Genomic DNA, 250 nt, shown 5'->3' on the forward strand with positions numbered 1-250 from the left:
CTCCAGAGTCGTCGCGCCAGTCCTAGGCGTAGCGCACCGCGATGCGGTTGCCGGTGAATGCCCACAACTCCTTGATCAGCCGGGACTCAAGCTCTTTCTTCCACTTTCGGGCAAGAAACTGCCGGGCTTCCTCGCGGCCGTTGGTGAACTCGGCGCGGTGTCGCCACTGGGTGTCGAGCGAATATGCAAGCGCCACTTTGTCGGCATCGCGGGAATTCCAGCCATCTTCTGCCAAGCGAACCTTCTGGAA

General features: G+C 60.8%; 1 pseudogene. It reads right to left on the minus strand.

Features of this window, described 5'->3' with window-relative positions:
• Positions 1 to 25: 25 nt before the first annotated feature.
• Positions 26 to 250 (minus strand): annotated as a pseudogene (locus ACQG3P_RS21070) (DUF1348 family protein); the annotation flags it as partial.

Origin of the sequence: Stenotrophomonas sp. SrG, from assembly GCF_050031795.1 — a bacterium.
Classification (GTDB): Bacteria; Pseudomonadota; Gammaproteobacteria; order Xanthomonadales; family Xanthomonadaceae; genus Stenotrophomonas; species Stenotrophomonas rhizophila_A.